At 46.6% G+C, this 26,291-nt stretch carries 19 protein-coding genes and 8 tRNA genes; 4 read left to right on the forward strand and 23 right to left on the reverse strand.

What is annotated here, in order from left to right; translation table 11 throughout:
- The first annotated feature begins 113 nt into the window (after positions 1-113).
- The 3 genes from pepA (at position 114) to Q4Q46_RS04920 (ending at position 5,381) form a co-directional block, all read left to right on the forward strand.
- Entirely contained in the window at positions 114-1,622 is a 1,509-nt protein-coding gene (pepA, locus tag Q4Q46_RS04910; RefSeq protein WP_006082597.1) for a leucyl aminopeptidase, read from the forward strand.
- Positions 1,623-1,965: 343 nt separating this feature from the next.
- Entirely contained in the window at positions 1,966-2,469 is a 504-nt protein-coding gene (locus tag Q4Q46_RS04915; protein WP_311905366.1) for a DNA polymerase III subunit chi, read from the forward strand.
- Positions 2,470-2,489: 20 nt separating this feature from the next.
- Positions 2,490-5,381, forward strand: a complete 2,892-nt coding sequence (locus Q4Q46_RS04920; protein ID WP_311905367.1) for a valine--tRNA ligase — start codon at positions 2,490-2,492, stop codon at positions 5,379-5,381.
- A 625-nt stretch (positions 5,382-6,006) separates the two neighbouring features.
- On the opposite strand, the gene Q4Q46_RS04925 is transcribed toward Q4Q46_RS04920, so the two are convergent.
- From Q4Q46_RS04925 to recA, 13 genes are all read right to left on the reverse strand, one after another.
- A tRNA-Arg gene (locus tag Q4Q46_RS04925) sits at positions 6,007-6,083 on the reverse strand.
- 103 nt (positions 6,084-6,186) lie between these two features.
- Positions 6,187-6,278 (reverse strand) — tRNA-Ser (locus tag Q4Q46_RS04930).
- Between the two features lie 45 nt (positions 6,279-6,323).
- Positions 6,324-6,400, reverse strand: a tRNA-Arg gene (locus tag Q4Q46_RS04935).
- Between the two features lie 58 nt (positions 6,401-6,458).
- Positions 6,459-6,535 (reverse strand) — tRNA-Arg (locus tag Q4Q46_RS04940).
- Positions 6,536-6,583: 48 nt separating this feature from the next.
- Positions 6,584-6,660 (reverse strand) — tRNA-Arg (locus tag Q4Q46_RS04945).
- 87 nt (positions 6,661-6,747) lie between these two features.
- Positions 6,748-6,824, reverse strand: a tRNA-Arg gene (locus tag Q4Q46_RS04950).
- Positions 6,825-6,859: 35 nt separating this feature from the next.
- Positions 6,860-6,936: transfer RNA gene (locus tag Q4Q46_RS04955), tRNA-Arg, on the reverse strand.
- 22 nt (positions 6,937-6,958) lie between these two features.
- Positions 6,959-7,050, reverse strand: a tRNA-Ser gene (locus Q4Q46_RS04960).
- A 205-nt stretch (positions 7,051-7,255) separates the two neighbouring features.
- Entirely contained in the window at positions 7,256-7,453 is a 198-nt protein-coding gene (gene csrA, locus Q4Q46_RS04965) for a carbon storage regulator CsrA (RefSeq protein WP_006082602.1), read from the reverse strand.
- Between the two features lie 118 nt (positions 7,454-7,571).
- A complete protein-coding gene (locus tag Q4Q46_RS04970; protein WP_311891867.1) occupies positions 7,572-8,828 on the reverse strand; it encodes an aspartate kinase in 1,257 nt (418 codons plus the stop codon).
- Between the two features lie 9 nt (positions 8,829-8,837).
- Positions 8,838-11,462, reverse strand: coding sequence for an alanine--tRNA ligase (gene alaS / locus Q4Q46_RS04975; protein WP_311905368.1), 2,625 nt, complete (start codon positions 11,460-11,462; stop codon positions 8,838-8,840).
- A gap of 632 nt (positions 11,463-12,094) precedes the next feature.
- Positions 12,095-12,565, reverse strand: coding sequence for a regulatory protein RecX (locus Q4Q46_RS04980; RefSeq protein WP_371824904.1), 471 nt, complete (start codon positions 12,563-12,565; stop codon positions 12,095-12,097).
- Between the two features lie 17 nt (positions 12,566-12,582).
- On the reverse strand, positions 12,583-13,650 hold the full coding sequence (gene recA, locus Q4Q46_RS04985; protein ID WP_311905369.1) for a recombinase RecA: 1,068 nt from the start codon (positions 13,648-13,650) through the stop codon (positions 12,583-12,585).
- Positions 13,651-14,034: 384 nt separating this feature from the next.
- Between recA and mutS the strand changes: the two genes are divergently transcribed.
- Positions 14,035-16,605 (forward strand): DNA mismatch repair protein MutS, encoded by a 2,571-nt coding sequence (gene mutS / locus Q4Q46_RS04990; protein ID WP_311905370.1) that lies wholly within the window; start codon positions 14,035-14,037, stop codon positions 16,603-16,605.
- A 122-nt stretch (positions 16,606-16,727) separates the two neighbouring features.
- Here mutS and rpoS read toward each other — a convergent pair whose 3' ends face one another.
- From rpoS to pyrG, 10 genes are all read right to left on the reverse strand, one after another.
- A complete protein-coding gene (gene rpoS, locus Q4Q46_RS04995; protein WP_106651218.1) occupies positions 16,728-17,708 on the reverse strand; it encodes an RNA polymerase sigma factor RpoS in 981 nt (326 codons plus the stop codon).
- A gap of 80 nt (positions 17,709-17,788) precedes the next feature.
- Complete coding sequence (locus Q4Q46_RS05000) at positions 17,789-18,685, reverse strand: peptidoglycan DD-metalloendopeptidase family protein (protein ID WP_311905371.1); 897 nt, start codon at positions 18,683-18,685, stop codon at positions 17,789-17,791.
- Between the two features lie 100 nt (positions 18,686-18,785).
- Positions 18,786-19,421 (reverse strand): protein-L-isoaspartate(D-aspartate) O-methyltransferase, encoded by a 636-nt coding sequence (locus tag Q4Q46_RS05005; RefSeq protein ID WP_006082610.1) that lies wholly within the window; start codon positions 19,419-19,421, stop codon positions 18,786-18,788.
- Positions 19,418-20,167, reverse strand: a complete 750-nt coding sequence (gene surE / locus Q4Q46_RS05010; RefSeq protein WP_107402385.1) for a 5'/3'-nucleotidase SurE — start codon at positions 20,165-20,167, stop codon at positions 19,418-19,420. Before surE ends, Q4Q46_RS05005 begins: the two co-directional genes overlap by 4 nt.
- Positions 20,164-21,297 (reverse strand): tRNA pseudouridine(13) synthase TruD, encoded by a 1,134-nt coding sequence (gene truD / locus Q4Q46_RS05015; RefSeq protein WP_311905372.1) that lies wholly within the window; start codon positions 21,295-21,297, stop codon positions 20,164-20,166. The genes surE and truD overlap by 4 nt, the downstream gene beginning before the upstream one ends.
- Before the next feature lie 20 nt (positions 21,298-21,317).
- Positions 21,318-21,803: a 2-C-methyl-D-erythritol 2,4-cyclodiphosphate synthase gene (gene ispF / locus Q4Q46_RS05020; RefSeq protein ID WP_311905373.1), complete on the reverse strand. Its 486-nt coding sequence runs from the start codon at positions 21,801-21,803 to the stop codon at positions 21,318-21,320.
- Positions 21,804-21,840: 37 nt separating this feature from the next.
- Positions 21,841-22,632 carry a 2-C-methyl-D-erythritol 4-phosphate cytidylyltransferase gene (ispD, locus tag Q4Q46_RS05025; protein ID WP_311905374.1) on the reverse strand — a complete coding sequence of 264 codons (792 nt, stop codon included), beginning with the start codon at positions 22,630-22,632 and terminating at the stop codon, positions 21,841-21,843.
- 12 nt (positions 22,633-22,644) lie between these two features.
- Positions 22,645-22,944: a cell division protein FtsB gene (gene ftsB, locus Q4Q46_RS05030; protein ID WP_106651866.1), complete on the reverse strand. Its 300-nt coding sequence runs from the start codon at positions 22,942-22,944 to the stop codon at positions 22,645-22,647.
- A gap of 99 nt (positions 22,945-23,043) precedes the next feature.
- Positions 23,044-24,339 carry a phosphopyruvate hydratase gene (eno, locus tag Q4Q46_RS05035; RefSeq protein WP_220590842.1) on the reverse strand — a complete coding sequence of 432 codons (1,296 nt, stop codon included), beginning with the start codon at positions 24,337-24,339 and terminating at the stop codon, positions 23,044-23,046.
- A gap of 230 nt (positions 24,340-24,569) precedes the next feature.
- Positions 24,570-26,207, reverse strand: a complete 1,638-nt coding sequence (gene pyrG, locus Q4Q46_RS05040; protein ID WP_311905375.1) for a CTP synthase — start codon at positions 26,205-26,207, stop codon at positions 24,570-24,572.
- Positions 26,208-26,291: the final 84 nt, after the last annotated feature.

Genomic DNA, 26,291 nt, shown 5'->3' on the forward strand with positions numbered 1-26,291 from the left:
ACTCAAGCGCCGAGAATAAATCACCTTTGGAGTAATAACTTAGGCCCTTTTCGGGACAAGCAGACATTATCCAATAAATATAAAAATTTGTCTTTAAGAATCTAGGAGTGCTCATGGAGTTTAGCGTAAAGAGCGGTAGCCCCGAAAAACAACGCTCAGCCTGTATCGTGGTCGGTGTTTATGAACCCCGTCGTCTGTCGGGTATCGCGGAGCAATTAGATAAAATTAGCGAAGGTTATATCAGTAACCTACTGCGTCGCGGCGATCTGGAAGGTAAACCTGGCCAGATGTTATTGCTGCACCATGTTCCTAACGTATTGAGTGAACGTGTATTATTAGTGGGTTGTGGCAAAGAACGAGAATTAGACGAACGCCAATACAAACAAATCATCACTAAGACAATCAACACCCTTAACGAAACAGGTTCAATGGAAGCGGTTTGCTTCTTGACTGAACTGCACGTGAAAGGCCGCGATACTTATTGGAAAGTACGTCAGGCGGTTGAAACCACCAATAGCAGTCTTTACAGCTTTGATGCCCTGAAGACCCGCAAAGGTGAAACTCGCCGTCCACTGCGTAAATTAGTGTTCAATGTCCCGACTCGCCGTGAGTTAACCTTAGGTGAGCGCGCTATTGAGCATGGTATGGCTGTATCTGCTGGCATGCATTTATGTCGCGATGTAGCCAACATGCCACCTAACATCTGTAATCCAGCCTATTTAGCTTCTCAAGCACGCCAAATGGCCGAAATACACGACACTCTGCATGTCACCACTATCGGTGAAGAGCAAATGGCCAAACTGGGCATGAACTCATACCTTGCAGTCGGTCGCGCCAGTGCCAACGAATCCATCATGACTGTGATGGAATACAAGGGCGCTGTCGATAGCACTGAAAAACCCATAGTATTAGTCGGTAAAGGGTTAACCTTCGACTCGGGTGGTATTTCATTGAAACCTGGCGAAGCCATGGACGAAATGAAGTACGACATGGGCGGCGCAGCGGGTGTTATCGGCACCATGAAAGCCATCTGTGACATGAAGTTACCTATCAACGTTGTGGGTATTCTGGCTGGCTGTGAAAACATGCCATCGGGTAATGCTTACCGTCCAGGTGACATTCTGACCACTATGTCAGGTCAAACCGTTGAAGTGTTAAATACCGATGCGGAAGGCCGTCTAGTCCTATGTGACGTATTAACCTATGTTGAGCGTTTCGATCCTGAATTAGTTATCGATACTGCAACCCTGACTGGCGCGTGTGTGATTGCCCTTGGTAAACACGCATCGGGTCTGTTCTCATCGCATAACCCTCTAGCACACGAGCTATTAAGTGCCGGTGAGCAAAGTGGTGACCGCGCATGGCGCATGCCATTGTGGGATGAGTATCAAGATATGCTCGACAGCCCGTTTGCTGACATGACCAACTTAGGTGGCCGTCCTGCTGGAGCTATCACAGCAGCATGTTTCCTTTCGCGCTTTGCTAAAAAGTACAACTGGGCTCACTTAGACGTTGCAGGCACAGCTTGGAATAGCGGTGCTAACAAAGGTTCTACTGGCCGTCCAGTGCCACTATTGACTCAGTTCCTGATCAATCGTGCTGGCGTTGAACTCGGCGAATAACCAACTATCCGGCCTTAGTGTGTTAAAGGCTCGATAAATGAAAGGCGAAGATGAAAATCTTCGCCTTTTTTATTTTCTTAATTTAATCAGAAAATCGATTTTCTGAATAAATTAAGAAAATAAAAAAACTGAAAAACTAATGGTTTTAGAATCATTTTTCAAAGAGTTATAGATCTACCCTCTTCATCTCCAACTGTTTGAAAGCATCCCATTAAGTCCCGCCAGACAGTGATAGATAAAACCTCACAGTAAGGTTTGCCCTAAGCATTAACCCATACTGACTTTTAGTGTAAACTGCTGCTTTCGTTCGCCACTAAAACAAGTGAAGCAAGGCATTGAAATCATGACTCAAGTGCTGTTTTATCTTATGCCGCCAGTGGCATCGTCTGCCAAAGCCAAGGCTTATTCACCTGTTGAAACCGTGAATGCGAACCCTGCACTTTGCGAGATGCATCTTCTGGCATGCCAACTGGCGCAGCAGGCTTTTGTGAAACAACAATGGGTCTATATCCATTGCCAAGATAAGCAGCAAGCCCATGCGATTGATGAACTTTTATGGCAGTTTGAGCCAAGTGCCTTTGTACCTCATAACCTCAAAGGTGAAGGCCCGATGACGGGATCGCCGGTAGAAATTGGTTTTGATCGCCTCGGCGCCAACAAAAGTCGCCAAGTTCTGATTAATCTTGCAGACCAAGCGCCCCCATTTGCGGTAAACTTTGGCCACATTATCGATTTTGTTGCCAATGACGATCAGCATAAAGCGGTCGCTCGCGAACGTTATCGACAGTATCGCGGCTTAGGGGTCAATTTACAGACCCAAGACTTAGCAACACATCCACTTAATTAGTTTGAGACAGACACGTTCCCATGGAAAAAACATACGATCCGCAGTCCATCGAGCAAACTCTTTACCAAAACTGGGAAGAGCAAGGTTACTTCAAGCCACACGGCGATGAATCCCAAGGCAATTATTGCATCATGATCCCGCCACCAAACGTGACGGGCAGCTTGCACATGGGCCACGCCTTCCAAGACACCATTATGGATACTTTGACCCGTTACCAACGGATGAAAGGCAAAAATACCCTATGGCAAGTCGGTACTGACCATGCGGGTATCGCCACCCAAATGTTGGTTGAGCGTAAGCTTGAAGCCGAAGAAGGCAAAAATCGCCATGACCTAGGTCGCGATGCCTTTATGGATAAAGTGTGGGAATGGAAAGCGCAATCGGGCGGCACTATCACTAAGCAGCTACGTCGTATGGGCGCTTCTGTTGATTGGGACCGCGAGCGTTTCACTATGGACGAAGGCTTATCTAAGGCCGTGCAAGAAGTGTTTGTACGTCTGTACGAAGACGAGTTGATTTATCGCGGTAAGCGTTTGGTCAACTGGGATCCAAAGCTGCACACAGCTATCTCTGATTTAGAAGTGGAAAGCAAAGAAAAACAGGGCCACATGTGGCATCTGCGTTATCCACTGGCCGACGGTGAACTGACTGCCGATGGTAAAGACTATTTAGAAGTCGCTACCACGCGTCCAGAAACCATGCTCGGCGACAGTGCAGTTGCAGTGCATCCCGATGATGAACGCTATCAAGCGCTAGTCGGTAAGTTTATTCTATTGCCGATTGTTAACCGCCGCATTCCTATCGTGGCCGACGATTACGTCGACATGGCCTTTGGTACAGGGTGTGTGAAGATCACCCCTGCCCATGACTTTAACGACTATGAAGTCGGTAAACGTCACAACCTGCCAATGTTCAACGTGCTGACCTTAGATGCCGCCATTCGTGCAAGCGCCGAAGTGGTGAACTCTGACGGTACCTTTAACAAAACGCTCGATGGCAGCCTGCCTGAACGTTTTGCCGGACTTGACCGTTTTAAAGCGCGCGATGCTATCGTCGCTGAATTTGACACTTTAGGGCTGCTCGAAAAAATCGCGCCGCACGCTTTGAAAGTGCCTTACGGCGATCGTTCAGGTGTAGTTATCGAGCCTATGCTGACCGACCAATGGTATGTGGCTGTTGCGCCAATGGCGAAAACCGCTATCGAAGCCGTTGAAAATGGCAGCATTAAATTTGTGCCGCAGCAATACGAGAACATGTACTTCTCGTGGATGCGTGACATTCAAGACTGGTGTATTTCGCGTCAATTGTGGTGGGGTCACCGCATCCCTGCATGGTACGACGAAAACGGTAAAGTTTATGTCGGCCGCAACGAAGCTGAAGTGCGTGCTAAGCACAATATCGCTGACTCAATAACACTGCGCCAAGACGAAGACGTACTGGACACTTGGTTCAGCTCAGCCCTGTGGACGTTCTCAACCTTAGGTTGGCCTGACAATTTAGAAGATTTAAAAACCTTCCACCCAACCGACGTGTTGGTGACAGGCTTTGACATCATCTTCTTCTGGGTTGCCCGTATGATCATGATGACCATGCACTTCATCAAAGATGAAGACGGCAAGCCACAAGTCCCGTTCAAAACTGTCTACGTGACTGGCCTTATCCGCGATGAAGCGGGTAACAAGATGTCAAAATCTAAGGGTAACGTACTCGATCCATTAGACATGATCGACGGTATCGGACTTGAAGATTTAGTTGAAAAACGTACCGGCAACATGATGCAGCCACAACTGGCCGCCAAGATTGAAAAGAGCACTCGCAAAGAATTTGCCGACGGTATCGAAGCCCACGGCACAGATGCACTGCGCTTTACGCTTGCGGCAATGGCATCAACGGGTCGTGACATCAACTGGGACATGAAGCGCTTAGACGGTTACCGTAGCTTCTGTAACAAGTTATGGAACGCCTCACGCTACGTGCTGATGAACACAGAAGATCAAGATTGCGGCCCAGGCTCACCAGAGCACAAAGGCGGCCAATCTAGTAATAAAGCGCTAGAACTGTCGTTGGCCGATCGCTGGATTATTGGCTTGTTCAATCAAACCGTTAAGACCTTTGACGATCACATGACAGCCTACCGTTTCGACTTAGCAGCCAATACCCTGTATGAGTTCACTTGGAACCAGTTCTGTGACTGGTACTTAGAATTAACTAAACCGGTATTGCAAAACGGCACTGAAGCACAAATGCGCGGCACCCGTCACACCTTAGTGACAGTACTCGAAGCGATGCAACGCCTGATGCACCCTATGATGCCGTATATCACAGAAACCATCTGGCAGCGCGTTAAACCGTTAGCTGGTGTCGCTGGTGATACCATCATGCTGGCACCGTTCCCAACATTTGATGCCGCTAAAGTCGATAGCGCAGCAATGGCCGATTTAGAATGGGTTAAGCAAGTGATCGTCGCTGTGCGTAACATTCGCGCCGAACTGAACATTGCCCCATCTAAGCCACTAAATGCCCTACTTCGTGGTGTTAGCGCGCAGGATAAAGCCCGTGTTGAAGCCAACCAAACCTTCTTCACCACACTTGCCCGCTTAGAAAGCATGACCATTTTAGCCGATGGCGAAACTGCGCCTATGTCGACCACAGGTTTGATTGGCGAAATGGAGCTGCTGATCCCTATGGCAGGCTTGATCGATGTCGCCGCCGAAATGGCCCGTATCGATAAACAGCTTGAAAAGCTCGGCCAAGAGATCGCTCGCATCGAAGGCAAATTGTCGAACCAAGGTTTTGTGGCAAAAGCTCCAGCCGAGGTTATCGACAAAGAGCGCGCTAAGATGACCGATCTCAAGCGTGACATGGACAAGCTCAACGAACAAAAATCAGAGTTCGCTAAGTTAGAAGCTTAAGCTTCTCATTTACTCTGATTCACTTGTTATGATTGGTTCTAACGGAATGAAGGGCAGCCACTAGGCTGCCCTTCTTGTATCTATATCGCTGCAATCTATGAGCGATTATGAGCCTTCATCTACGCTCTTGAGCCAGATGCAGTACTAAATCCAAACCCATTCTAAACACTGCCCTTTAACCTACTGCACTGTATTGAAACTACTTCATCGTTCTTCTTAATCACACCGTGGTCTCTCGCTCATAAGCTCACAAGTAGCCCATCACTGCCTGCATGAGCAAACAATACACATGTAGACCAAAGAGCAGCTAATACCTCCCTAGGCAGCACTGAGAGAGCTGATATTGAGTGCTGACATGGATATCCAATGTCGTCATAAACTCTGGACACTGGCAAAAACAGATTATTTAGTGAGTAGAACCTAGAAAGAGAAGTGTTAAAAGCGAAATGACTGAAGAAAGCTAAACCGAAGATAGCTAAGCCATAGAATGATCAGCCGAAGGATAAGTAAACCAAGAGATGAGAGGTAAAGAGAGGTAAGCCTAAACGGATAAAGCAATAATGAGTTAAACCACTACAGACTAAAAATAAAAAAGCCCTGCAATTGCTTGCAGGGCTTATCTATATGGTGCGCGTGGAAGGAGTCGAACCTCCGACCGCCTGGTTCGTAGCCAGGTACTCTATCCAGCTGAGCTACACGCGCAAACTCGTTTTTGTACTTCTAACAGATCCAATCATGATTGAGTCTAGGATAAGCACTTTTATCTCGCAACTTTATTCTATTCCCCTCGACTAAGAGAATAAAATGGCGGAGAAGGAGGGATTCGAACCCTCGATGGGAGTTAAAGCCCATACTCCCTTAGCAGGGGAGCGCCTTCGGCCACTCGGCCACCTCTCCGCGTTTAACGCTTTAAATCAACAAGACGTGTCTCGTTAACTATATTGGTGCGCGTGGAAGGAGTCGAACCTCCGACCGCCTGGTTCGTAGCCAGGTACTCTATCCAGCTGAGCTACACGCGCATGTTAAACGGTAAAACACTAATTTAATTGAAACAATCGCAATCATATTAGCTTAAATTGGTGCGCGTGGAAGGAGTCGAACCTCCGACCGCCTGGTTCGTAGCCAGGTACTCTATCCAGCTGAGCTACACGCGCATTTAAAACGGTAAACATTAATACGACCGAAATCATATTAATTTAAATTGGTGCGCGTGGAAGGAGTCGAACCTCCGACCGCCTGGTTCGTAGCCAGGTACTCTATCCAGCTGAGCTACACGCGCATTTTAACATTTTGCTATAAGCAATTATCTACAAAATTTCTAACTGAAATTCAAAACTGATGAGTTAAAGATTAACTAATGCAGAGATGGTGCGCGTGGAAGGAGTCGAACCTCCGACCGCCTGGTTCGTAGCCAGGTACTCTATCCAGCTGAGCTACACGCGCGACTTGTATCTAAGTTTACTTTTTCAATAAAAAAATGGTGCGCGTGGAAGGAGTCGAACCTCCGACCGCCTGGTTCGTAGCCAGGTACTCTATCCAGCTGAGCTACACGCGCACTGTTTTTTATCGATAAGAAATGGCGGAGAAGGAGGGATTCGAACCCTCGATGGGAGTTAAAGCCCATACTCCCTTAGCAGGGGAGCGCCTTCGGCCACTCGGCCACCTCTCCGTTTTCTTGGCGCACATATTACTGTTTGACGAAAATAAGTCAAACCCTTTTTCCGAAACAGATTCCATTTGAACTGTTTTTAATCACATTGCTGTTATATCAAGCCAATGTATTGATTTGCGCCAATCTTTCGGTCTAAAAAATAAAAAAGCCAGTTAAAAAACTGACTCTTCTGTTGCCGTAATACTCTTGCCAAGACAAGGTACTAAAAGTTACCACCTTCCGATGGTGTACCTGATTTTTCAGATTGAATGCGTTGGTAGATTTCTTCACGGTGAACAGAAACCTCTTTTGGTGCATTCACACCAATACGCACTTGATTGCCTTTTACCCCTAGCACTGTAACTGTGACTTCATCACCAATCATCAGTGTTTCGCCAACACGACGAGTCAAAATCAGCATTCGATAGCTCCTTTATTTCTTAATTCAGCTTACACACGGCACTCATCCGGTAGATGGGCTTATTATAAGGTCAGCTTAGTACAAATTAATAGTATTCAATACTCAAACGGTTATTTAATTACACCTTATTTAGCTCGAAAGCGTGATGTAACGCCCGAACCGCCTTGTGTAAGTCCCTTTCATCGATAACGGTTGACAATTTACTCTCTGACGTCGTGAGTAACTTAGCATGAATAGTTTCATTACCCAAGACTTCTAACATCTTAGTCAATAATCCCATTTTTGCCTGTAAACCTTTGCCAACTAAAGATACTTTTGCACGTTGCCGTTCGATAATCAATGGTCCGAGAGCAAGGCTTTCGCTTAAGCCTTCGAGCTCATTAAGCAGAGTATCAACCTTAGCTTCAGCGAGAATAAAACTAACTCGACCCGAAGGATCATCCTCTTGGATCCTCAATGGGGAAATAAATTCCACATCGATCTCCAATCGCGTTAAGCAGCCTAACAGCGCTTGATAACGTTCACTGGTGGTAAACAGCCCTTCAATCGTCAGCGTTGCCAGCGCCTTATTAATCGCAATACCTTGGACTAACGAGGCAATAGTGAGTTCAGACTCGTCGCCAAATTGGATTAACGTCCCCTGCCCTGCTTCAAAACTCGACAAGACTCGCAATGGCACACGAAAACGCTCGGCGTATTCAACAGAATCGGGATGCAGTACTTTAGCGCCTAACTTTGCCATTTCGAGCATCACATCAAACCCAATCACATCGAGGCGACGAGCACTGCTATCAATATTCGGATCTGTGGTGAATACCCCTGCCACATCGGTAAAAATCTGGCATTCATCGGCTTCTAACGCCGCCGCTAAGGCTACAGCTGTGGTATCTGAACCACCGCGTCCTAAGGTTGTGACTTCGCCTTGAGGATCGATGCCTTGAAACCCTGCAACGATCGGCACAACACCATCGGCTAGCAGGGATTGCAAATACTCAGTATCGACGCGCTCGATGCTGGCACGGCCGAATTGACTATTAGTATGAATTTGCACTTGATCGCCCGTAAGGGATTTCGCCTTAATACCGCGGCGCTGTAACGCCATCGACATCAAGGCAATGCTCACTTGCTCACCCGTTGACACTAACATATCTAATTCGCGCGCCGAGGCCCGCGGATTAATTTGTGCTGCCAGTGCAAATAGGCGATTAGTCTCACCCGCCATCGCAGATAAGACTAAGACTTGCTGCTCACCATTGTGAGCTGACTTTGTAATCTGCTCAGCGACCGCTTCGATACGTTCAATAGAACCCACCGAAGTGCCGCCGAACTTTTTCACAAAAAGCTTGCTACCACTAAGCTTTCGTTTTTGGGGCACAGCAACCTCTTAAGCTAGACGCTCAGTAATCCAAGGTAATACTTGAGCCAATGCCGCATCCAGATTTTCTGGCTGGCTACCGCCCGCTTGAGCCATATCAGGACGACCGCCGCCTTTACCGCCCACTTGTGCAGCGACCATAGCGACTAGCTCACCCGCTTTGACTTTGCCGATCAGATCGTTACTCACACCGGCAATCAGGTTAACTTTCCCTTCCTGCGCAGTGCCAAGAACGATAATGGCCGATTTCAATTTTTGTTTTAATTCATCTTGCAGACCGCGTAACGAGCTTGCCTCAACGCCGTCTAACTTTTTGATCAGTACGTTAACGCCATTAACCACTATAGCATCACCAACTAAATCAGCACTCGCTGCGGCAGCTAGCTTATCTTTCAACTGCGCCATTTCTTTTTCGAGTTGCTTCATCTTATCGAGCTGGGCTTTTAACTTAGCAACGACTGAGTTGGCATCGCCTTTCAATAAGGCTGCAGCTTCTTCCAGTTCAGCTTGTTGCTGCGCCACATAGGCCATAGCAGCAGCGCCAGTAACGGCTTCGATACGACGTACACCTGCAGCAATACCCGCTTCAGAGGTGATTTTGAATAAGCCGATATCGCCCGTACGGCCCACATGGGTACCACCACACAATTCGATAGAGAAATCACCCATAGTCACAACACGCACTTGTGAGTCATATTTCTCACCAAAGAGCGCCATTGCGCCTTTCTCTTTGGCTTCGTCTATACCCATTTCAGCGGTTTTCAGCTCATGGTTACGACGAATTTGAGTGTTAACTAATTCTTCAACTTCTTTTAATTCCGCGGCTTTTACACCTTCGAAATGGGAGAAGTCAAAACGCAAACGCTCAGGATCAACCAATGAACCTTTTTGCGAAACGTGAGTACCGAGCACTTGACGCAGTGCGGCATGCAGTAAATGCGTAACAGAATGGTTTAACTGAGTACGGTGACGCAGTTTTTTGTCGACTTTCGCTTCAACAACTTGGCCAACACTCAAATTACCTGTAGCTAACACACCTTGATGGCCCGTTGCTTGACCATACTTTTGTGTGTCATTAACCGTAAACTCAACACCGTTCGCAACCAGTTGGCCTTTATCGCCCACTTGACCGCCAGATTCTGCGTAGAAAGGTGTTACATCGAGCACGACAACCGCTTCATCACCCGCTTTGATCGCCGTCACTGACTCACCGTTTTGATAAATCGCGGTGACCTTAGCTTGACCCGCTAATTCGGTGTAACCACTGAATGCAGTTTCGGCATCGATTTTCAGCGCCGCGTTATAATCTGCGCCAAAGTTACCGGCAGCTTGTGCACGGCTACGTTGTTCAGCCATGGCGACTTCGAAACCTGCTTCATCGACAATGATGTTGCGCTCGCGACATACGTCAGCGGTCAAATCCATTGGGAAGCCATAGGTGTCATACAGCTTAAATACAGTTTCACCGTCTAAGGTATTACCTTTTAACTCGTTTAAGGCCGTATCTAAAATGCCTAAACCACGTTCAAGCGTCCGGGCAAATTGCTCTTCTTCCGCTTTCAGAGCTTTTTCAACAATCGCTTGAGTCTCAGCTAACCCTTTGGCCGCATCGCCCATCACAGCAATCAAAGACGGAACCAGCTTATAGAAGAAAGCTTCGGTCGCGCCTAACTTGTTACCATGGCGAACGGCGCGACGAATAATACGGCGCAGCACATAACCACGGCCTTCGTTCGACGGCATAACACCATCGGCAATAAGGAATGCACATGAACGGATATGATCGGCAATGACGCGCAGTGACTTCTCGGTTAAATCGCTTACGCCGATGATTTCTGCCGCTTTGGCGATCAGCGTACGGAAGATATCGATTTCGTAGTTAGAATGTACGCCTTGCATAATCGCGGCAATACGCTCAATCCCCATGCCGGTATCAACCGATGGCTTAGGCAAAGGCAACATTTCACCCGATGCTTGACGGTTGTACTGCATGAACACTATGTTCCAGATTTCGATGAAACGGTCGCCATCTTCTTCAGGACTGCCAGGACGGCCGCCCCAAATATGGTCGCCATGGTCATAGAAAATCTCAGAACATGGGCCGCAAGGACCGGTATCACCCATTTGCCAGAAGTTATCTGACGCATAAGCGGCACCTTTGTTGTCGCCGATACGTATGATGTTCTCGGCAGCAACACCAATCTTTTTATTCCAGATTTCAAAGGCTTCATCATCTGTTTGATAAATCGTGACGCACAGACGTTCTTTCGGCAGCTTTAAGGTTTCAGTTAAGAAAGTCCAGCCAAAACGAATCGCTTCTTCTTTAAAATAATCACCAAAACTGAAGTTACCCAGCATTTCGAAAAAGGTGTGATGACGTGCTGTATAACCGACGTTATCTAAATCGTTATGCTTACCACCGGCGCGTACACAACGTTGAGCAGTGGTCGCACGCGTATAATTGCGTTTGTCCATGCCAAGAAACACGTCCTTGAACTGGTTCATGCCTGCATTGGTAAATAAAAGTGTGGGATCGTTGCCTGGCACTAATGAACTACTGTCCACAACTTGATGACCATTGCTGCGGAAAAATTCGAGGAAAGCGCTTCTAAGCTCTGCTGTAGTTTGATACATGAAATCATCCTGAATTGGGTAAGCATTACCAGCTACGCCTTAGGCTAGCCGTATTTCTATTTGCCCAGCATTATAAGCAGACTGAGTAAGGACGACCAGCCTTGATTGGTGATATATACCCAAACAACCTCAAGATACAGGATTCAGCGGAGATTTAACGCACTTTAGGCAAGACGGTTATTTGTAGACCTAGTGGGCTAAGTTAAGAATAACCAACACTGCATAAAGTGCGTTAAAGCCCGCCGGGACGGAGCGCCTAGGGCACTTCACTTCCGTGTTGCATCAACTCAAAAGGTGGCCGACATTCTTTCATTGATGCGCCTAGAATTGATGTGCCCTAAGCGCTCTGAAACTCGTATATTGAGGTTGTTTGGGTATACACATCAGAAATTTAATATTTTTGCGTGAATAGCCCATACCAGAGTAGCTAGAGGCAAAACAGCAATAATAAAGGACAATGACAGACTCTGCGGGTTAGGTGCAAAAAGTACAGTATTTGAGCAAGTGGGTAAAGTGTCGGGAACGAAAGCAACAAAGCCCATTTGATGACATTTTAGAAGAAATTTTCTGAGGGCTTGTTAAAGAAGCTTTTACAGTCTTAAGGTTACATCGCAATCGATGAGTTGAGGCGATTAATAATCGTCGTCGAGATCATTGGGATCTGAATCTAACGCATAAGTGATTTGATCGTAGCTAAAGCCTTGGCCCATTAAAAACCGCACTCGTTTGGCCTTTTCCTTCGCGATGAGATCCCGGGCTGTAGAGCCCTTCACTTCTGTTACGCGAGGAATTCCATATTTTTTAGTGGCTTTATCTTTTGCTAGCTCAAACCAGTCACAATCACTATTGGTTATCGCCGCTTCAATGCAATCTTTAGACAGGCCTTTTTGCGCTATCGCTTGGCGAATGCGGATGGCACCGTGGCCTCGACTAATGTGGCTACGGACCAACAGTTCAGCATAGCGATTATCATTGATAAAACCGGAGGATTCGCAAGCATCGAGCACAGGTTCGATATCATTCAGTTCGAAACCTTTTTCGAGCAATTTATCGCGGATTTGTAGGCGGGAATAATCGCGGCGCGCTAACAGCGCGACCGCGATTTGACGGGCTGACTGACTCAGAATACTTCGCCTGTTTCTAAATCAACATTATCTTCCGTGCTAGCATCAGCTTTGGCAGCCAGTGCACTAGGATTGCTCAAAAGTAACTCACGTAATGTCTTGTCAATTTCAGTAGCAATAGCTGGGTTTTCAGTCAAATATTTACCTGCATTAGCACGGCCTTGACCGATTTTATCGCCTTTATAACTGTACCAAGCACCCGCTTTTTCAATCAACTTATGGGCTACGCCTAAGTCAACTAACTCACCAGTACGGTTAATACCTTGGCCATAAAGGATTTGGAATTCGGCTTGCTTGAACGGTGCTGCAACCTTGTTTTTCACCACTTTAACGCGAGTTTCGTTACCGACAACTTCATCGCCGTCTTTAATGGCACCAGTACGACGAATGTCTAAACGAACAGAAGCATAGAACTTCAGCGCGTTACCACCGGTTGTCGTTTCTGGGTTACCAAACATCACACCAATCTTCATCCGGATTTGGTTGATGAAGATAAGTAAGGTGTTAGATTGCTTTAAGTTACCCGCAAGTTTACGCATGGCTTGGCTCATCATACGTGCCGCTAGGCCCATGTGAGAATCACCAATTTCACCTTCGATTTCAGCTTTAGGCGTTAATGCCGCCACTGAGTCGACAACGATAACGTCAACAGCGCCTGAGCGAGTTAATGCATCACAAATCTCAAGCGCTTGCTCGCCGGTATCCGGTTGTGAACACAGCAGGTTATCAATATCTACACCTAATTTTTTAGCATAGATAGGGTCGAGTGCATGCTCGGCATCGATAAAGGCACAGGTTTTACCTTCACGTTGTGCTGCGGCAATCACTTCTAAAGTTAGTGTCGTTTTACCTGATGATTCAGGACCATAGATCTCAACGATACGCCCCATTGGCAAACCGCCAGCACCTAAAGCAACGTCCAGAGATAGAGAACCGGTAGAAATGGTCTCAACATCCATAGAGCGATCTTCGCCCAGCTTCATGATGGAGCCTTTACCAAATTGCTTCTCAATTTGGCTCAATACCGCAGCAAGTGCTTTCTCTTTATTTGGATCGACCTTCATTCCAGTTCCCTCATCAAGACATGCCTTAAGCTGTCAAAAGTAATATTCAATTTACAAACGGGTAATTCAAAAAGCCGCGCTTTTTGTCTTAATTCTGCTGACTAGTATACTGTACAATCATACAGTATCAAGACCTGTGACTGAATTATTTTTTGCTAATGGGATTTTTTAATATGGCCAAGGTTTTAGCGAATATCAAATCCGATATTGCATCCCTTTGACGAATATCCGTCATCAAGGGCTCAATTTTCGGTAAATTATTGCTAAGATTGGCGCAGCAAATTTTGCGTGGTCTTTTTAGCTGAAAATTGTACAGCAGTCTTCTGCTTCCATAGCGCTTAATCCCACATAACCACGGCAGTCACAACGGACGATAACGATTTAATGAATGTAATTGATACCGATGATTTAGAAAAACATACTCCTATGATGCGTCAGTACTTGACCATGAAAGCAGAACATCACGACATGTTGCTGTTTTATCGCATGGGTGACTTCTACGAGTTGTTTTATGACGATGCTAAACGTGCTTCTGAGCTGTTAGGCATTTCACTCACAGCACGCGGTAAAAGTGGTGGCGATCCTATCCCTATGGCGGGACTGCCTTACCATGCTGTGGAAGGCTATCTTGCAAAATTAGTTCAAATTGGTCAATCGGTTGCGATATGTGAACAAATTGGCGACCCAGCAACCTCTAAAGGGCCAGTTGAGCGTAAAGTGGTGCGTATCGTCACGCCTGGCACCTTGACCGACGAAGCCCTGCTGCAGGAACGTCAAGACAATCTATTGGCAGCCGTTTATCAAGGTAAAGTCGGTTTTGGTTATGCCACTCTGGATGTTTCATCCGGACGTTTTGTGATTGCTGAGCTCGACACACGAGAGTCATTAGAAGCTGAATTGCAACGCACTAATCCCGTTGAAATTCTCTACAGTGAAGACTTTGGCGAACTAGGTCTACTAAACGGTTTTAAAGGTAAACGTCGTCGCCCTGAGTGGGAATTTGATTACGACACTAGCATCAAGTTACTGCTGGCTCAGTTTGGCACGAAAGACTTGCATGGTTTTGGTATCGCAGATGCACGTTTATCACTGCAGGCTGCAGGTTGCTTGATGCAATATGTCAAAGACACACAGCGCACAGCCCTACCCCATATCAATGCCATTACCCGCTTTAATCAAACCGATAGCATAGTGCTCGATGCGGCAACGCGCCGAAATCTAGAACTCACTCAAAACCTTGCCGGTGGTCGCGATAATACCTTAGCCGCAGTATTGGATAACACGGCGACGCCTATGGGCAGCCGCATGTTGCAACGCTGGATCCATCAGCCGCTGCGAGATCCAAAACACATCAAAGCACGCCAACAGGCGGTGACTGAATTACTCGATACCACCGCCCACGAAGGTCTGCATGAGCAGTTAAAAGCACTTGGCGATATTGAACGTATCATGGCAAGACTCGCGCTGCGTACCGCTCGCCCAAGAGACTTTGCCCGTTTACGTCAAGCGCTGGGCTTACTACCTGAATTACAACAGAGTTTAAGCACACTGAGCGCGCCGCACACGACTCAATTACGGCAACACTTAGGTGAGTTCCCCGCTGAACAAGCCTTGCTTGAGCGCGCGATAGTCGATAATCCTCCCATGCTTATCCGCGATGGCGGAGTGATCCGTGAAGGCTACAACAGCGAATTAGATGAATGGCGCGGTCTTAGCGAAGGTGCGAGCGATTACTTAGTACAACTCGAAGCCAGAGAAAAAGAACGTACAGGTATCAACACCCTTAAAGTTGGCTATAACCGTGTACACGGCTATTACATTGAAGTGAGCCGCTTGCAATCCTCGCAGGTGCCGCTCAATTATCAACGACGTCAAACCCTTAAGAATATGGAGCGTTATATCACGCCCGAACTTAAGGAGTACGAAGAGAAAGTGCTCTCGAGCCAAGGTAAAGCACTGGCACTCGAAAAGCAGTTATGGGAACAATTATTCGATCTTATCCTGCCAAAATTGCATGAATTACAAGCTTTTGCTCGAGCGGCGGCTGAGCTTGATGTGTTGAGTAACTTTGCTGAGCGCGCCGAAACCTTAGGCTACACTTGCCCAGAGCTGAGCCAAGATATCGGTGTACAGATAGAGGCTGGTCGCCACCCAGTGGTGGAGCGTGTGAGTCAAACACCGTTTATCGCTAACCCCGTGACCTTGCATAATCAAAGACGTATGTTGATTGTCACCGGACCTAACATGGGCGGTAAATCGACCTATATGCGTCAAGTCGCCTTGATCACGCTGATGGCCCATATTGGTTGTTTTGTGCCAGCAGATCGCGCACTGATAGGCCCTATCGATCGTATCTTTACCCGTATTGGCGCCTCTGACGATCTGGCCTCTGGCCGTTCAACCTTTATGGTCGAAATGACAGAAACCGCCAACATTCTACACAACGCCACCGCCAGTAGCTTAGTGTTAATGGATGAAATCGGCCGCGGCACATCCACCTATGATGGTTTATCGCTCGCTTGGTCGGCAGCAGAGTATTTAGCCCAGCAAGTCGGCGCTATGACCCTATTCGCCACCCATTATTTTGAACTAACTCAGTTACCTGAATTAATGGCTGGTGTTTACAATGTGCACCTCGATGCCATTGAACACGACGATACCATCGCCTTTATGCATGCAGTGCAAGAAGGCGCCGCTAGTAAAAGCTACGGCTTACAAGTTGCGGCGCTTGCCGGCGTACCAAACAAAGTGATTAAAGCCGCTAAACATAAGTTGCAGCAATTGGAGAGTCGCGATCATAAAGCTGAAGGAACGAGGACGCCTATTCAAAGCTTACTCGCTTTACCTGAACCGGTTGAAAATCCAGCTTTGACTAAATTAAGTAGCATTAATCCCGATAACTTAACGCCAAAACAGGCGCTTGATTTGCTCTATGAGCTGAAACGCTTGAGCTAGATCTAAATAAAAGCCTAAAAATAACAACGCCCACTCTATAGTGGGCGTTTTACTTTATGACGTGATCTCACACTAAGTGCATTTTCTGGATAACTTCTCTGAAAGGCACCAGAAGACAGACATTAGTTTCTAAATAAAGCTTCAACAGATAAACCTTGAGATCCTAACAAGTCGCGTAAACGTTTCAATGCTTCCACTTGGATTTGACGTACACGCTCACGAGTTAAACCGATTTCAGCCCCCACATCTTCGAGTGTAGAAGGTTCATAACCTAACAGACCAAAACGGCGGGCTAACACTTCTCTTTGTTTAGTGTTTAACTCATTGAGCCATTTAACCACTGAATTAGAAATATCTTCATCTTGCACTTTATAGTCAGGGCCAACGTTATCGTCATCGGCTAAAATATCCAGCAGCGCCTTGTCATTATCGCCCCCCAAAGGCGTATCAACAGAGGTGATTTTCTCATTCAGCTTAAGCATACGGCTGACATCTGCACTCGACACTTGTAGTTTTTCGGCAATTTCTTCGGCCGTTGGTTCGTGATCGAGTTTTTGTGCTAACTCGCGAGCGGTACGCAAGTAAACGTTAAGCTCTTTAACAACATGAATAGGCAAACGAATCGTACGAGTCTGATTCATAATAGCGCGCTCAATGGTTTGTCTAATCCACCAAGTCGCATAGGTTGAAAAACGGAAACCTCTTTCTGGATCAAACTTTTCAACGGCACGAATTAAACCTAAGTTGCCTTCTTCGATAAGATCAAGCAGTGCTAAACCACGATTGTTGTAACGACGGGCAATCTTTACGACCAGACGCAAATTACTTTCAATCATGCGATTACGGGATTTTGCGCAGCCTTTTAAGGCTTTACGGGAAAAGTAAACTTCTTCTTCTGCGCTAAGCAGTGGGGAAAAACCAATCTCACCAAGGTAAAGTTGAGTGGCATCAAGATTTTTTTGCAGGTCATCTTGAACCTGTTGCTCTATTCCTAGCTCTTGAACTAAGTCGGATGCAACTTCTTCTTTTTCAAGATCGAAGTCAACGGTTTCTACGGAAAAATCTACTAGTGCTTCTGCGGCAGTGCTTTTTATGCGGCTCATGATTAAATCTCCCAAACCTGATTAAACTGCTGAATTAGTGCAATTTCCTATCCTCCATTTGCCAACAAGGCCCCAAGCAATCATTGTTTGGGTAAATAAGTAAGTGGGTTTACAGACTGTCCATGGTAACGAATTTCAAAATGTAACATTACCCGATTGGCACCTGTACTGCCCATTTTCGCAACTGTCTGCCCTGCGAGGACATGTTGCTTTTCTTTGACTAAGATCTTGTCCGTATGAGCATAAGCACTAAGGTAATCGTCACTATGTTTAATAATCACTAAATTACCGTAACCCCTAAGAGCACTTCCTGCGTATACCACCCGCCCATCTGCAGCAGCTTTGATGATATCTCCCCGATTCCCCGCGATCTTAATGCCTTTATTTCCCTGCTCATTGGCAGAGTAAGTCCCGATTAACTTCCCTCTTACTGGCCACTCCCACTGACTCACACTGGTTGGTAGTGTCGAAGTCGGTGGAACCATGATCGAGTTAACATTTTGTTGGGAACTTGTTACAAGGTACGCGGGCTTAGCTTTCTGATCAAGTGTTTTTTTCAGATCATTACTTGACTTAGCATCGGTTTGAGAAACTTGATTATCTGTTTGTTTTCTATCATTTTTACTAAAATTATTACCCGATGAGCTCGTTTTCCTTCCATCTAAAGTTGTAGATTTTGACTGACCACTCGACTTAGCATTCGTTAAATATAAAATCTGTCCCGGGTAAATTGTATAAGGGTTATCTAACTGATTAAGTTTAGCTATTTCAGAAAAATCCTTTCCTGCTCCCCAAGAAATAGAGTAAAGCGTGTCGCCTTTCTTAACTTTATATGAATTCGATTTAATGTGGCCTTTGTTGTTTTTAGAGTAGCTATGGGAAATATTTTCGACGGGCGCGGGTCGGCTGGCCTGAAAGCTACAGCCAGCAAGCAGAAATATAAAGCAGAGGTTTAAGACTAAACCCGCATTCAACAATAAAAACTCCTTGGTGAGGCTGTATTACTGTTTATGATGAGAAAACAATGCCCTCGTTGCAAGACAAGTTGTTCAGTGGGGACAGTAGCACAACACAAGGTTAAGCTAACTCTCCATTAATCAAAGGGACAAATTTAACCGTTTCAATTGTTTCCGAACTGAAGCGGTCCGCAGTACGAGTGATTCGCATCAATTGCTGGGTATCTTCGCCGACAGGCAGAACTAACACTCCGCCCTCCGCTAACTGAGACAACAAAGCCTCAGGTATAGTCGAAGCAGCAGCGGTCACCATAATGGCATCGAACGGGCTACGATTCGCCCAACCTAACCAGCCATCACCATATTTAAACGACACATTATGCAAATCTAATCGTTTTAAGCGCTGTCTCGCTTGAATTTGTAAGCCTTTTATTCGCTCGATAGTACAAAGCTGCGGCACTAATTGCGCCAAAATTGCCGCCTGATAACCCGATCCTGTACCCACTTCTAATACGCGCTGGGGCATCTTATGCAGTAAGAGTTCGGTCATACGGGCGACGATATAAGGCTGCGAGATGGTTTGCCCTTGGCCAATCGGTAAAGCGGTATTTTCATAGGCTTTATGGGCTAACGCATTATCGAGAAACATTTCCCGCGGCGTATGCGATATCGCCTTTAACACGGCTTGATTGCGGATCCCCGCATCATGAAGCTTTTTAGCTAAGTTCACCGCCGATGTTAAGGCAACTCGAGTCATATTTTATCTACCCAATTTTGCAATGCCGTTAGTTGTCCGTAGGCAGTTAAATCAACCGTCAAAGGCGTAATTGACACATAGCCATTGGCGATAGCATGAAAATCAGTGCCCTCAGTGGCGTCCTGCTCTTGTCCTGGTGGGCCGAGCCAGAAGATCTCACGTCCAGCGGGATCTTGCGTTCGTACTATACCTTCAGCCTTATGACGAGCACCAAGGCGAGTCACTTTAATGCCTTTGATTTGATCAAGCGGCAAGTCTGGCACATTCACATTTAAAATCTGATCCTTTGCCAAAGGCTGGGCCAACAAGCCTTGGACTATTCGCCGAGCGTAAACAGCCGCCGATTGATAATGTTCGAATTTGCGGCCATTGAGCGAAATCGCGACCGCAGGAAAACCTAAAAAGCGCCCTTCCATCGCGGCGGCGACAGTCCCCGAATACAAGGTATCATCGCCCATATTCGCGCCCGCATTGATACCAGACACCACCATATCGGGTTCGCCATCGTACAACTCTCGGATAGCCAAATGCACACAATCGGTCGGTGTACCGTGAACAGAAATGTAACCGTTATCTAACCTATTAATTCTTAATGGATTAGTCAAGGTTAATGAATTGCTCGCACCAGAACAATTGCGATCTGGCCCCACTGTCAGCACAGTCGCAATTTCAGCCAAGGCCTCAGTTAAGGCTTTGATCCCCGGTGCATTAACCCCGTCATCGTTGCTCACTAAGATGCGGATCATGACTCTGCTTCTGTGTTAGGCGCAGCTTCAGTCTTAGTTTCAATTGTATCAGCCGCTACGTTAGCATTCGTTGCCTCTGGCGCAGGCTCCTGCACTAGTGTCGCTTGCCATTGCTGCTCTTTAACATCTTGATAATTGACTAACTCTCTCAACAAGGATGTGGCAAAACTACCCGCAGGCAACACAAACTCCAACACGAGACCATAGGCGGTTTGTTCGTATTTAAGGGCTTGGGGCTCAAGCAGTAACGGACGACGCTCTTGCTCTAATCCCGCATGTTCAAGGCCATAGCAATCGTCAGCCAACTCACTCATGGCCAAGGTTTCCACCGCAGCTGCTTCGCCTTGAGGCAGCATCATGCCACGGCCCCATAAGGGTGCTGATAGTTGAATGTCTTTTTCAATCAGACGTTTCAATACGATGAGATCCCATTCAGGCGTAACGAAGAAGCTTTTGCTGCCCGCCAACATCACACAATCACCCGCAAGAGGCTTAGTGCCATGGTTGGCTAAACGATACGACACTACAGTGTTAAACAGATTTGAGCGCACCGCAGACAAATACATGCTGCGCTTATTTCTATCTTTGACTTTTTTACCCGCCATCATTTGGCGACCAAAAACTAAGTTTTTACCATCGTGACCAAAGCGTTGCTCACCAAAGTAATTGGGTACGCCCACTTGAGCGACCTTTTCGATACGGCTGATAATGTCTTCGACTTGGGTGACATTTCTCAGGGTAAGAATAAAACGGTTACCGACTAAGGCACCGATTCGCAGTTTTTTGCTGTGGCGGCTGCTCGACAATATGGTCAAACGTTCGCTATTGAGATCCTTCCAAGGCGGCGTTTCTTTACCCGGAATACGCACACCGAACCATTGTTCTGTGATGGCATTTTTATCTTTTTGCCCAGCGTAGGTGACTTCCTTTGGATGCACCTTAGCGAACTTAGCGATCATTTCAGCGACTTGTACTGTATTTAGCCCTTCTTTGCGTACATGCAGCATGTGATGTTCACCTTCACCCGTTGGGCTAAAAGGTAAAATCTCTTTCACGATAAAATCTCTATTTTGGGTTCTTAAATCTGCTGTACCTAAAGGCTTGCCATACAGATAATGTAATTCGCTCATGGGACTTTTTTACTCTTAAGTTAATCGTGTTTACGGGTCATCAATACCACGGCTTCTACCGCAATACCTTCTTTACGCCCGGTAAATCCTAGCTGTTCTGTCGTGGTCGCTTTGACGTTAATGTCGTCAAGTTCCGAGGTTAAATCTGCGGCCAATATTTGGCGCATTGCCTCAATGTGCGGCGCCATTTTAGGGGCTTGCGCTATGATAGTGACGTCAAGATTACCCAGCACAAAGCCTTTCGTCCTCGCTAAAGCATAGCAATGACGCAGCAATACGCGGCTATCAGCACCTTTATAGGCGGCATCTGTGTCGGGGAAATGTTTACCTATATCACCGAGCGCCAGTGCGCCGAGGATCGCATCGGAAATCGCATGCAGCACCACATCACCATCTGAATGTGCGACTAGGCCAGTTTCATAGGGCACTTCGACGCCGCAAAGAATAAGGGGTCGTGCAGCACCAAATTTATGCACATCGAAACCATGGCCGATACGGATTTTCATTTAATATTCCTAACGTATTATTTTACTTGGATTATGACTATTTTGCGGCACGCATTAAAAACAATTCGGCCAATCCCAAATCATCGGGATGCGTCACTTTTATATTGTCAGCACGGCCCGAAACGAGTCCGGGTGAAATGCCCGCCCATTCCATCGCCGAAGCCTCATCTGTCACTACCACACCTGCGGCCATAGCGGCATTGAGGTAATCTTTTAGCCGCGCTGCCGGAAATAACTGCGGCGTCAGTGCATGCCATAAATTATCGCGGCACACAGTAGCGCTGATTTCGCCCTGTTTATTGGCGCGCTTCATGGTATCGCGTACTGGCATGGCCAAAATCGCGCCTTGGGGAAATTGCACTCTGGATGCGAGTAACTTGTCGATATCCGTCGCGGTTAAACAAGGTCTTGCCGCATCATGCACTAAGGCCCAACTGTGCTCGGGCGCAATTTGCAGCGCCGCCAACACAGAATCTGCGCGCTCACCGCCGCCTAATACTGTGGTCAATTTAGGATGCGCGGCCTGTGGCAGGGTATTGAAGATATTATCATTCGGATGTAAGGCGACGATGACGTGGGAAATGTGCGGGTGAGACAACAGCTTATCTAAAGTATGGCCGAGAATACTCTGGCCGCACACTTCAAGATATTGTTTAGGTCTGTCGGCGCCCATGCGACTACCAATGCCCGCAGCGGGAACGATAGCCACCACAGCTTGAGTGCTATGCTCAGCTTGGCGCTGCAATTCAGTTTGCATTACCGGCTCAGATTGACTGCCTGGATTGGATTGTTCGCTTAATCCAAGATCTAAATGTCCTAGCTCTGACATCCTAACTCCATATTACTGGGATGGACTCGATACTGAGCGATCACCACCCACGACGCGATAGAAGGTTTCACCTTCTTTGACCATGCCAAGTTCGTTACGCGCACGTTCTTCTATGGCTTCGGTACCACTTTTCAAATCGATGATTTCTTCCTTCAGCACTTGGTTACGCTCATTGAGTTTGGCGTTACCTTCTTGCTGCACGGCAATTTGTTTTTGCAGGACGAAATATTCAGGAAGACTATTATCTCCCGACCAAAGACGAAATTGCAGCAAACCGAGTAGCACTATGAGTGCAATGACAAAAAATTTCATGGAGGAATTAGCGTCAGTATCTTGGATTAAAAAAATATACGGCAGATAGTACAACAAAAAAGGCCACCAAGTGGTGGCCTTTTTACATCAAAGTTTAAATTACGCCTGACCTTTGATCTCTTTCAAACCACGGTATGGCGCTTTTTCACCTAATTGCTCTTCGATGCGCAGCAATTGGTTGTATTTAGCAACACGGTCAGAACGACACAGTGAACCGGTTTTGATTTGGCCAGCAGCAGTACCTACTGCTAAGTCAGCAATCGTTGAATCTTCAGTTTCACCACTACGGTGTGAAATCACTGCTGTGTAACCCGCTTCTTTCGCCATGCGAATGGCCGCTAAAGTCTCAGTCAATGAACCGATTTGGTTGAACTTGATAAGGATTGAGTTTGCAATACCGTTTTCGATACCACGGGTTAAGATTTTAGTGTTAGTAACGAATAAATCGTCGCCCACTAATTGGATCTTGTCACCCATGATTTGAGTTTGATAAGCCCAACCATCCCAATCTGATTCGTCTAAGCCGTCTTCGATAGACACGATTGGGTATTGATCAGCCAATGATTTTAAGAAATCAGAGAAACCGTTCGAGTCGAATACTTTGCCTTCGCCCGCTAAATCGTATTTGCCGTCTTTGTAGAATTCAGATGCGGCGCAATCTAGCGCTAAGGTCACATCCGTACCTAATTTATAACCAGCCAATTCAACCGCTTCTTTAATAACAGCTAACGCATCAGCGTTTGAGGCTAAGTTAGGTGCAAAACCACCTTCGTCACCCACAGAAGTGCTGAGACCTTTGTCGTGCAATACTTTTTTCAGCGTATGGAAGATTTCAGCGCCCATGCGCAGTGCTTCACGGAAGGTTTTCGCGCCAACGGGTTGCACCATAAACTCTTGGATATCAACGTTGTTATCCGCGTGCTCGCCACCGTTTAAGATGTTCATCATAGGCACAGGCATAGAATATTGGCCTGGTGTACCGTTTAATTCAGCGATGTGCGCGTATAAAGGAATACCTTTAGATGCTGCTGCTGCTTTAGCAGCCGCTAAAGACACAGCCAGAATCGCATTTGCGCCTAACTTGTCTTTGTTTTCTGTGCCATCTAAGTCGATCATGATTTGATCAAGCTCAGCTTGTGCAGTGGCATCTTTGCCTAATAATGCAGCGCGGATGACGCCGTTTACGTTAGCAACAGCTGTTAATACGCCTTTGCCTAAATAACGGCTCTTATCGCCATCACGTAATTCTAACGCTTCGCGGCTACCGGTCGATGCGCCAGAAGGCGCCGCAGCCATACCGACAAAACCACCTTCTAAATGCACTTCGGCTTCAACAGTTGGGTTACCACGAGAATCCATAATCTCGCGACCAATCACGTTAATAATCTTAGCCATAACACCCTCGATTTAAGTTTAAAGATAAAAGAAAAAACCAATACCTATGGGAATAAATGGAAGTCACATACCGCAGAAAATAACAAAATGCCATTTACGGTTTGCGTCCATACAGATGCAACTGATACGCATGCTGTTTATACCCAGAGGTATTAAGTTCTTATGTTTCAAGTAGCGATGAGTGTAGCAAAAGGCCGGCCCCACTGTCGCGGGTCCGGCCTCAAATATTCTTACTTCAGATCACGTTTTTGATGCGCACTTGCCGCAGCAATAAACCCTTCGAACAATGGGTGACCATCGCGCGGAGTTGAGGTGAATTCAGGATGGAATTGACCTGCTACAAACCATGGGTGATCTTTTAATTCGATCATTTCCACCAGCTTACGATCAGAAGACAAACCGCTGAAGATCATGCCAGCTTGTTCTAAACGCTCTCTGTATTTGTTGTTCACTTCGTAACGATGACGGTGACGTTCTACACAGCTAGTCCCTTTGTAGGCTTGGGCCGCTTTCGAACCATCGAGTAAATGACACAATTGAGCGCCTAAACGCATAGTGCCACCTAAGTCAGACGCTTCATGGCGCTGCTCGACGTTACCTTCTTCGTCAATCCATTCAGTGATCAAACCCACGACTGGGAATGGTGTTTCTTTATTGAATTCAGTTGAATGTGCATCAGTCATGCCTGCAACATTACGCGCAAATTCAATCAGGGCAACTTGCATACCTAAACAAATACCGAAATACGGTAGATTGTTTTCACGGGCAAATTTCGCCGCCAAGATCTTACCTTCAACACCACGCTCGCCAAAACCGCCTGGTACTAAGATACCGTCTAAGCCCTGTAAGACTTCTTCGCCTTTGGCTTCTACGGTTTGTGAATCAATGTACTTGATGGTCACAGATACGCGGTTTTTAAGGCCTGCGTGTTTTAATGCTTCGTTAACTGACTTGTATGCATCTGGCAGTTCAATGTATTTACCCACCATACCAATAACGACTTCGCCGTTTGGATTAGCTTCTTGATAAATCACATTTTCCCACTCAGACAGATCCGCTTCACGGCATTCTAAACCGAAACGCTTAACCACTAAGTCATCCAAACCTTGCGAACGTAACAAAGCTGGGATTTTATAAATACTATCAACATCTTTTAATGAAATAACCGCACGCTCTTCGACGTTACAGAACAGCGAAATTTTGGCTTTTTCATTCGCAGGAATCGCACGATCACCACGGCAAACCAACACATCTGGTGCAATACCGATAGAGCGCAGCTCTTTCACTGAGTGTTGAGTTGGCTTAGTTTTCACTTCGCCAGCCGCGCCTAAGAAAGGCACTAAGGTTAAATGCATGAACAGAGTACGATCACGACCCAGCTCAACACCGAGCTGACGGATAGACTCTAGGAACGGCAAGGATTCGATATCACCCACAGTACCGCCGATTTCGACGATAGCAACATCATGGCCTTCGCCACCAGCTAATACTTTTTCTTTAATCGCATTAGTGATGTGTGGGATAACCTGAATGGTTGCGCCCAAATAATCGCCACGACGTTCTTTACGTAATACTTCTTCGTAAATACGACCAGTAGTGAAGTTGTTACGACGATTCATCTTAGTACGGATGAAACGCTCGTAGTGACCCAAGTCGAGATCTGTTTCTGCACCGTCTTCAGTAACAAATACTTCGCCATGTTGGGTTGGGCTCATGGTACCCGGATCAACGTTAATGTAAGGGTCCAGTTTCATGATGGTTACATTGAGACCGCGGGCCTCTAAAATTGCAGCTAATGATGCTGCTGCAATGCCTTTACCTAGTGATGAAACAACGCCACCAGTAACGAAGATATACCTTGTAGTCATGCTGAACCTGAGAAAATGAGTTTGAAAATACGTGCTTGTAAGAAAGCACTAGGACGGGGCAGTAGTATACCAAAGGCGGCGCGA

Origin of the sequence: Shewanella vaxholmensis, from assembly GCF_031932135.1 — a bacterium.
Taxonomy (GTDB): domain Bacteria; phylum Pseudomonadota; class Gammaproteobacteria; order Enterobacterales; family Shewanellaceae; genus Shewanella; species Shewanella hafniensis.